The 8216-nt window shown below is 71.3% G+C and carries 9 protein-coding genes; 8 read left to right on the forward strand and 1 reads right to left on the reverse strand.

From position 1 onward, the window contains the following. On the forward strand, nucleotides 1–700 hold a 700-nt coding region (gene tilS / locus DW309_RS06905; protein ID WP_136044943.1), incomplete at its 5' end, for a tRNA lysidine(34) synthetase TilS. Nucleotides 701–729: 29 nt separating this feature from the next. On the opposite strand, the gene DW309_RS06910 is transcribed toward tilS, so the two are convergent. After that, nucleotides 730–1326, reverse strand: a complete 597-nt coding sequence (locus DW309_RS06910; protein ID WP_136028532.1) for a DUF937 domain-containing protein — start codon at nucleotides 1324–1326, stop codon at nucleotides 730–732. 134 nt (nucleotides 1327–1460) lie between these two features. Here DW309_RS06910 and DW309_RS06915 point away from each other — a divergent pair, with 134 nt between their 5' ends. The 7 genes from DW309_RS06915 to folP all read left to right on the forward strand — a co-directional run. Continuing rightward, nucleotides 1461–1727: a hypothetical protein gene (locus DW309_RS06915; protein WP_136044944.1), complete on the forward strand. Its 267-nt coding sequence runs from the start codon at nucleotides 1461–1463 to the stop codon at nucleotides 1725–1727. Next, nucleotides 1724–3661, forward strand: a complete 1938-nt coding sequence (locus DW309_RS06920) for an alpha/beta hydrolase (protein ID WP_136044945.1) — start codon at nucleotides 1724–1726, stop codon at nucleotides 3659–3661. Before DW309_RS06915 ends, DW309_RS06920 begins: the two co-directional genes overlap by 4 nt. Then, a complete protein-coding gene (locus tag DW309_RS06925) occupies nucleotides 3658–4185 on the forward strand; it encodes a hypothetical protein (RefSeq protein ID WP_136037242.1) in 528 nt (175 codons plus the stop codon). Before DW309_RS06920 ends, DW309_RS06925 begins: the two co-directional genes overlap by 4 nt. Nucleotides 4186–4241: 56 nt before the next feature. Beyond that, a complete protein-coding gene (gene hpt / locus DW309_RS06930; protein WP_136037241.1) occupies nucleotides 4242–4793 on the forward strand; it encodes a hypoxanthine phosphoribosyltransferase in 552 nt (183 codons plus the stop codon). A 94-nt stretch (nucleotides 4794–4887) separates the two neighbouring features. Next, nucleotides 4888–6888 carry an ATP-dependent zinc metalloprotease FtsH gene (gene ftsH, locus DW309_RS06935; RefSeq protein WP_136028527.1) on the forward strand — a complete coding sequence of 667 codons (2001 nt, stop codon included), beginning with the start codon at nucleotides 4888–4890 and terminating at the stop codon, nucleotides 6886–6888. 1 nt (nucleotide 6889) lies between these two features. Then, nucleotides 6890–7495: a GTP cyclohydrolase I gene (gene folE, locus DW309_RS06940; protein WP_168387203.1), complete on the forward strand. Its 606-nt coding sequence runs from the start codon at nucleotides 6890–6892 to the stop codon at nucleotides 7493–7495. Beyond that, nucleotides 7495–8216: dihydropteroate synthase (folP, locus tag DW309_RS06945; protein ID WP_136044946.1), on the forward strand; the 722-nt coding region annotated here is incomplete at its 3' end. The genes folE and folP, both read left to right, overlap by 1 nt.

The raw sequence follows: 8216 nt of genomic DNA on the forward strand, positions 1-8216 counted from the left end.
CGGACCGGAGGCCGCCGCCCGCGACGCGAGGTACCGCGTGCTGCGCGACGCGGCGAACGACCTCCGGGCCGCGGCGGTGCTGCTCGGCCACACGCTCGACGATCAGGCGGAGACGGTGCTGCTCGGGCTCGCCCGGGGTTCCGGCGCCGCGAGCCTGCAGGGCATGGCCGTCGAGCGTGCCGACGACGACGGTGTGCGGTGGCTTCGGCCGCTGCTCGGCGTGCGCCGTGCGACCACCCGGGCGTTCTGCGCGGCGGCCGGGCTCGACGCCTGGGACGACCCGCATAACAGCGACGACCGGTACAGCCGTGTCCGCGTGCGCGACCGCGTGCTGCCGGTGCTGGAGGCCGAGCTCGGCCCCGGGATCGCGGAGGCCCTGGCCCGCACGGCCGAGCAGCTGCGCGAGGACGCGGAGGCGTTCGACGAGATGATCCACGAGACCATCGAGGACATCGTCGAGCACGCCGAGGCCGGCATCTCCGTGAGCGTCGCCGCCCTCGCCGCCAACCCCGCCGCGCTGCGCAACCGCATCATCCGCCTCGTGGTGGACAGCGAGTTCGGCGTGAGCCTGACCCGCACCCAGACGGTCGAGGTCGCCCGCCTTGTCACCGACTGGAGCGGACAGGGCCCCATCGACCTGCCCGGCTGCTCGGCGCGGCGCCAGGGTGGACGCCTCGTGTTCACCGCCGCCGGGCGCTGAGTCGCCGGGCGCGGCAGGTCGGGCGAGCGTTACTTCTTGCCGCCGAACAGTCCGCCCAGGATGCCGCCCAGGTCGATCCCGCCACCCGAGCCGCTGCCGCCGCCGAGCAGGCCGCCCAGCACGTCGCCCAGGCCGCCGCCCGAGCCCGAGCCGCTCTGACCGCCGCCGCCGAGGATGCCGCCGATCACATCGCCGATCCCTCCGGAGCCCTCGGCCGTCGGCTCCGTCTTCGCCGTCTTGTCCTTCGTCGCGTTCGCGATCAGCCCCATCACGATGGGGGCGAGGATCGGCAGGAGCTTGCCGAAGTCGATGCCCGGGGTCGCCTTCGACTCGGTGAGCTGCGTGGTGACCTCCTTCTCCTTCGACCCGAGGATGTGCGCGACGATCTTGCCGCCGTCGGCCTGGTCGATGTCGTCGACCGAGGCGGCGCCCGTCGCGCCCTCGTGCTTCTTGAGCGCCTTCTGGATCGCGTCGGAGCCCTCGGGGGTCTCCGCGTTCTTCGCCAGCCCGCCGAGCAGCACCGCGCCGCCCTGCTCGACCGCGGTCTTCGCCTCGTCGTGCGAGACGCCGAGCTTCTTCGCGATGTCGTCGATCGGAACCTGGCTGAGGATGTCGTCGAGGGCCATGGGGATCCTTCCGTCGGGGGCGTCCGCCCGTGTCCCGCTCACAGTAGTGCGCTCGTGCGCGGATGGGGAGATGTCCCCATCGACCGCGACCGGGGCCTGCTCCTATCGTGAAGGCACGGGGGGAAGGAGCATCGATGACGGACCTCGATGTGCAGGGCGAGACGCTGGAGGCGGCCCGAGCGCGACTGACCGCGGCGGGTGCGCCGGTCATCACCTCGTGCCTGTCCTTCGCCGGTACCGGTTCGCCGACGGTGGAGGCGGCGCTCGGCGAGATCGAGTCGCTCGTGTCACAGGCCCTCTCGGCCCTCGCGCAGACCGCGACCAACTCGGCCTCCGACGCGGCTGCGGCGGCGAGCACCTTCACCGCGTCGGACGACACGCTCGCGCAGGCGGCACGATGAGCCTGCCCGGACTGATCGACGACCCCGCCCGCGGCGACGTGGGTGCGGTGAACGGTGCGGCCACCGCCTTCACCACCCGCGCGACCTCCGCCCGCGCGCGCAAGGGCGACGCCGACACCGCGCTTGCGAGTCTGACGTCGATGACCGCCTCCGCGTCCGACGCCCTCGGTGCACGCGTCCTGCTCCTCGCGCAGCGGTTCGGGGAGGCCGCGGAGGGCCTCGACGGCATCTCCGCCGCGATCACGACGTACGCCACCGACCTCGAGGCGCTGAAGGGCGAGGCCGCCCGCCGGCTCAGGACCGCGCAGAACGCCTACGACCACATCTTCGTCCGCCGCGCCGAGGCGCTCAACGCCGCCAGCGAGTTCGTCACCGGGTGGGCGCTGCCCTGGGACGCGGTGCTGCCGTCGTGGATGTACCTGGACGACCCGGGCTACCTGCACCGCTGGCAGGCGGCGATCGACGCGTACCACGCCGCCCGTTCCTCCTACAACGCGCTGGCCGACGAGCGCGCGACGATCGATCAGCGCGCCGCGACCGCGCTCGCCGCGGTGCCCCTGGTCGTCGCGGTGACCCAGGGCGGGAAGGTCGGCCCCGGCGGCTTCTCGGCCGCCGGGCTCATCTGGGCCGGCGACGTCAACGGCATCACGGCGGAGTCGCTCGCCGGGCTGGGCGACCCCGGCATCATCCGCGAGACGTGGAACGCGATGGACGAGGAGACCCGCACGGCGCTCCTGGCGGCATCCTCCCTCCTGCTCGGCAACCTCAACGGCATCCCGATCCGCGACCGCGTCACCGCGAACCACAAGAACATCCGCGACGAGATCGCGCGACGCGAGGCTGAGATCGCCCGGCTGCAGGCGCTCGTGGACAGCCTCAAGACGGGCGACCGCGCGGACGCGTGGGAGGCGAAGGGCTACCTCGACGAGATCGCGAAGCTGCGCGAGCCGATCGACTACTGGCAGAGCCTGCTCGACCAGGACTACACGTGGTGGGACGAGAGCGAACGCAAGCACACCGACAAGGGCGCCGGTGCGCGCGTCGTCGTGTTCGACCCCGGTGCCGACGCGGTGGGCACCTACCACGGCCCCATCGACCCGACGACCGGCGACATCCCCGCCTGGATCCGCAACGTCGCCGTGTCGGTGCCGGGCACCACGACCACGATGACCAGCTTCGGCGACGGCACCGGCGCGCAGCTGTACCGCTCGGCCGGACCCGACACGGCCGTGTTCCAGTGGGCCGGCGGCACGTTCCCGCAGCTGGAGCTCCCCGGTCCGACCGATGCCTCCTACTCGCGCGACCTCGCCCCGAAGCTCGTGGACTTCGTCGCCGGGATCGACAAGCCGAGCGGTTCGACCCTGACCGTGCTGGGGCACAGCTACGGCGGCGCGACCGTGGGCCTCGCGGAGAAGGCAGGGCTCGTCGCCGACCGCATCCTCTACGTCTCGGCGGCCGGCATGGGGGCGGGAGTGAGCGGCGTCGAGGACTTCCCGCACACCTCGGGCGTGCCGCACTACTCGATGATGGCGCGCGGCGATCTCGTCGTCGGGCTCATCCAGGGCAACGGCGCCGGCCAGATGCACGGGCAGTCGCCGCTCACGGCCGACGGCGTGACGCGCCTGGAGACCGGGTGGATCCAGGACGAGCGCGGCGGCCGCGTCGTCGACCTGGAGGACTACAACGTCGAGGGGAACGGCACACCGCGCGGCATCGACAGCCACAGCTCGGTGTACGACCCGCGCTCCGTGGCGTTCGACAACATCATCGCCGTGATCACCGGCGGCGACGCGATGCTGTTCGCACCGGACGACGTCTACAACCCGCGGCCGATCGTGGTGCCGGGTGGCGCCCCGATCGTCCAGGCCCCGGTGCGCACCGACGGCATCGACAAGCCGGACTTCGTGCCGGAGTACGCGAGGATCGAGGGATGACCAGGACCGCACGTGCCATCGCGCTGATGGCCGGCGTCCTCGTAGCCCTGACGCTGGGAGGATGCACCATGACCACCGACGAGAGCCGACTCGACGAATACCGGACAGAGGCCGAGGCGCTGGCCGACGAGATGGTCGGCATGATCCCGGCGGAGCTGGCCCCGACGACCGCTCCCGACGTCGAGTCGAGCGGACGCATGGTGCAGAACCCGGTCTCCGCCGACCCGTCGCCCGACGACCAGGTGTGGTGGCAGGTGGACGTCTACGTCGAGCCGGTGCAGCGCGCCGCAGCCTCCGAGGACGCGGCGAAGGCGATCGCGGCGGGTCTGCTCGACGACGGGTGGGAGCACACCGATGCGCGCGAGACCGGAGAGGGCCGGCGGACCGCGGACGCCTACGCGAAGGACGACTGGTATGTCGAGGTGACCTGGGTGCGCACGGAGGAGGGCAAGTTCGAGACCGTCGAGCTCTCGGTCCTCAGCCCCCGCACGACCCGCGGCGACCACGACGAGATCCGCTCCTGACGCCGATGCCGCCCGCCGGGGTCGGAGCATCCGGCGACGTCGCCTAAAATCGATCCATGCGCGCCGCGGAGATCCAGGACGACCTTGCACAGATCCTCGTCACCGAGGAGGAGATCACCGCGAAGCTGGAAGAGCTCGCCGCGCGCGTCGCGGCCGACTACCAGGGCAAGGACCTCCTGCTGGTGGGCGTGCTCAAGGGGGCGGTCATGGTCATGGCCGACTTCGCGCGGGCTCTGCCGTTCCACGCCCCGATGGACTGGATGGCGGTGTCGAGCTACGGCGCGAGCACCAAGTCCAGCGGCGTCGTGCAGATCCGCAAGGATCTCGACACCGACCTGCACGGCAAGCACGTGCTCATCGTGGAGGACATCATCGACTCCGGCCTCACCCTGAGCTGGCTGCTGGAGAACTTCGAGTCGCGCGGTGCCGAGTCGATCGAGGTGCTGGCGCTGCTGCGCAAGCCCGAGGCCGCGAAGGTCGAGATCGACTGCAAGTACGTCGGCTTCGACATCCCGGTCGAGTTCGTGGTGGGCTACGGCCTCGACTACGCCGAGCGCTACCGCAACCTCCGCGACGTCGCGGTCCTCGCGCCGCACGTCTACAGCTGAGCCTCCGCACACCTCCGCGCACGCCGCGGAACCGTTGCGCCGTGGGTGAACGCACAGCGGCCCCCTAGCGGGGAGGCGATACGCTGATCCGACCATGGATGTGAAGAAGCTCACCCGCAACCCGCTGATCTACGTCGCACTGATCGGCGTGCTGCTCTTCGGCGGATTCCTGCTGATCTCGAACCTGGGTGCGCCGAAGCAGATCACGACGCAGCAGGGCCTCGAGCTCCTCTCGGGCAAGACCGTCACCGAGGTCGTCACGACCGACGGCGACCAGCGCGTCGACATGACCCTGTCGAAGCCGTTCGAGGGTTCCGAGAACGTGCAGTTCTACTACGTCGAGGCGCGGGCGGACGAGGTCGTCTCCGCGATCGACGCGGCCGCCCCGAAGGACGGCTTCAACGACGCGGTGCCGCGCGCGACCTGGTTCGACGGCTTCCTCTCGCTCCTCCTCCCGCTCGTGCTCCTCGGCCTGCTGTTCTGGTGGCTGCTGTCGTCGATGCAGGGCGGTGGCGGCAAGGTCATGCAGTTCGGTAAGTCCAAGGCCAAGCTCGTCAACAAGGAGACGCCCACCGTCACGTTCGCCGACGTCGCCGGTGCCGACGAGGCGATCGAGGAGCTCCACGAGATCAAGGAGTTCCTGCAGGACCCGGCGAAGTTCCAGGCGATCGGCGCCCGCATCCCGAAGGGCGTGCTGCTGTACGGCCCTCCCGGAACCGGCAAGACGCTCCTCGCCCGTGCCGTCGCCGGGGAGGCCGGTGCCCCCTTCTACTCGATCTCCGGCTCGGACTTCGTCGAGATGTTCGTCGGCGTCGGCGCCTCGCGCGTGCGCGACCTGTTCAGCCAGGCGAAGGAGAACGCCCCCGCGATCATCTTCATCGACGAGATCGACGCCGTCGGCCGCCACCGCGGCGCCGGCATGGGCGGCGGCAACGACGAGCGCGAGCAGACGCTGAACCAGATGCTCGTCGAGATGGACGGCTTCGACCCGAACGCGAACGTCATCGTGATCGCGGCCACCAACCGCCCCGACATCCTCGACCCCGCGCTGCTGCGCCCCGGTCGCTTCGACCGCCAGATCGGCGTGGACGCGCCCGACCTCAAGGGCCGGCAGAAGATCCTCGAGGTGCACAGCAAGGGCAAGCCGCTGTCGAAGAGCGTCGACCTCGAGGTCGTCGCCCGCAAGACCCCGGGGTTCACCGGCGCCGATCTCGCGAACGTGCTCAACGAGGCCGCTCTGCTCACCGCGCGGTCGAACGCGCAGCTGATCGACAACCGCGCCCTCGACGAGGCCATCGACCGCGTGATCGCCGGCCCGCAGCGCCGCACCCGCGTGATGAAGGACAAGGAGAAGCTCATCACGGCGTACCACGAGGGTGGTCACGCGCTCGCCGCCGCCGCGATGAACTACACCGACCCGGTGACCAAGATCACGATCCTCCCGCGCGGCAAGGCCCTCGGCTACACGATGGTGCTGCCGATCGACGACAAGTACTCCGTCACCCGCAACGAGCTGCAGGATCAGCTGACCTACGCGATGGGCGGCCGCGTCGCGGAGGAGATCGTCTTCCACGACCCGACCACCGGGGCATCGAACGACATCGAGAAGGCGACCTCGATCGCCCGCAAGATGGTCATCGAGTACGGCATGACCACGCAGGTCGGCCCGGTCAAGCTCGGCACCGAAGGCGGCGACATGTTCGTGGCCAGGGACATGGGCCGCGGTCGCGAGTACTCCGAGAAGGTGGCGGAGCGGGTCGACGCCGAGGTGCGCGCCCTCATCGAGCAGGCGCACAACGAGGCGTACGCGGTGATCAGCGAGAACCGCGACATCCTCGACCGTCTCGCGCTGGCGCTGCTCGAGGAGGAGACCCTCGACCACAACCGCATCGCCGAGATCTTCACCGAGGTCAAGAAGCTGCCCGAGCGCCCGCTGTGGCTGTCGAGCGAAGACCGTCCGGTGTCGGAGCGCCCGCCGATCGAGGTCCCGAAGAAGGACGTGTCGCTCGCGGCCTCCGTCGAGGCGCCGTCCGCTGCCCCGCGTGCGCAGCAGGGATCGGCAGGAGCAGGCAACCCCCGCCCCGCGACGGCGTGACGTGACGGTCGACAGGGAGCGCGTCGAGCGGCTCACCCGCGAGCTGCTGGAGGCGATCGGCGAGGACCCGGACCGACCGGGCATCAAGCAGACCCCGGCGCGCATGGCGGAGCTCTACGCGGAGTTCTTCTCCGGCGTGGGGGAGGACCCCGGAGCGCCCCTCGCGCACACGATCAGCGTGACGCGCGGTCCTGCCCCCGACACCCTTCCGTCCGGTGCGGTGTTGCTGCGCGACATCCGGTTCCGCTCGGTGTGCGAGCACCACCTGCTGCCGTTCGCCGGGCACGCGCACATCGCCTACCTTCCGGGCGAGCAGGTCGTCGGCCTCGGGGCGCTGGTGCGCGTGGTCGAGATCCTCGCGGCACGGCCGCAGGTGCAGGAGCGGCTCGGTGAGCAGATCGCCGACACGATCGCCGAGCACCTCGACACGCGGGGCGTGCTGGTGGTGCTCGATGCGAGCCACGGCTGCGTCACGATGCGCGGCGGGCGGCAGACCGAGGCGTCGACCCTCACGATCGCTGCGCGCGGGGAGTACACCGACGCCGTCGCCAGGGCCGAGCTCGTGACTCTGATCGGCATGTCCGTCCCGTCCGCCGGCGCGCGCTGATGACCGGCATCTGGGGCATCGTCAACGTCACGCCCGACTCGTTCAGCGACGGCGGCCGCTACTTCGACGTGGAGCGCGCGGTGGAGCACGGTCTGCGATTGCGGGCCGACGGCGCGACCGTGCTCGACGTCGGCGGGGAGTCGACCAGGCCGGGGGCGGAGCGTGTCGGTGCAGACGAGGAGCAGCGTCGCGTGCTCCCCGTGATCGAGCAGCTCGCGGCGGCCGGTGTGCCGGTGAGCGTGGACACGCTGAACGCCGCCACGGCCGCGGCGGCCGTGCGCGCGGGCGCCCGGATCGTGAACGACGTGTCGGGCGGCCTCGCCGATCCGGACATGCGTGCGGCCGTCGCCGAGTCGGGTGCCGACTACGCGATCGGCCACTGGCGCGGTTTCTCGGACGACATGTACGCGAGGGCGGAGTACCGCAGGGTGGCGCGCGACGTCGCGGGCGAGCTGCAGGAGCGGCTGGGGGAGGCCGCCGCCGCCGGCATCGCCCCGTCGCGAGTGATCCTCGACCCCGGGATCGGCTTCGCGAAGGCCGGGGCACAGAACTGGGACGTGCTGCGCGGCCTCGACGAGATCGTCGCGCTCGGCCCGCGCGTGCTCATCGGCACCTCGCGCAAGCGGTTCCTCGCCGAGGTGCTGCAGGGCGCACGGCCCGAAGACGGCGAGGTGACGCAGGCGCGGCGCGATCTGGCGACCGCCGTCACGAGCGCCCTCGC

The organism is Microbacterium sp. K41 (assembly GCF_004794395.1).
Lineage (GTDB): Bacteria > Actinomycetota > Actinomycetes > Actinomycetales > Microbacteriaceae > Microbacterium > Microbacterium sufflavum.

Bases quoted from the DNA above. Each gene is read 5' to 3' on its own strand.
- DW309_RS06925 (WP_136037242.1), top strand. From the start codon at position 3,658: ATGACCAGGACCGCACGTGCCATCGCGCTGATGGCCGGCGTCCTCGTA.
- DW309_RS06920 (WP_136044945.1), top strand. From the start codon at position 1,724: ATGAGCCTGCCCGGACTGATCGACGACCCCGCCCGCGGCGACGTGGGT.
- ftsH (WP_136028527.1), top strand. From the start codon at position 4,888: ATGGATGTGAAGAAGCTCACCCGCAACCCGCTGATCTACGTCGCACTG.
- DW309_RS06915 (WP_136044944.1), top strand. From the start codon at position 1,461: ATGACGGACCTCGATGTGCAGGGCGAGACGCTGGAGGCGGCCCGAGCG.
- hpt (WP_136037241.1), top strand. From the start codon at position 4,242: ATGCGCGCCGCGGAGATCCAGGACGACCTTGCACAGATCCTCGTCACC.
- DW309_RS06910 (WP_136028532.1), bottom strand. From the start codon at position 1,326: ATGGCCCTCGACGACATCCTCAGCCAGGTTCCGATCGACGACATCGCG.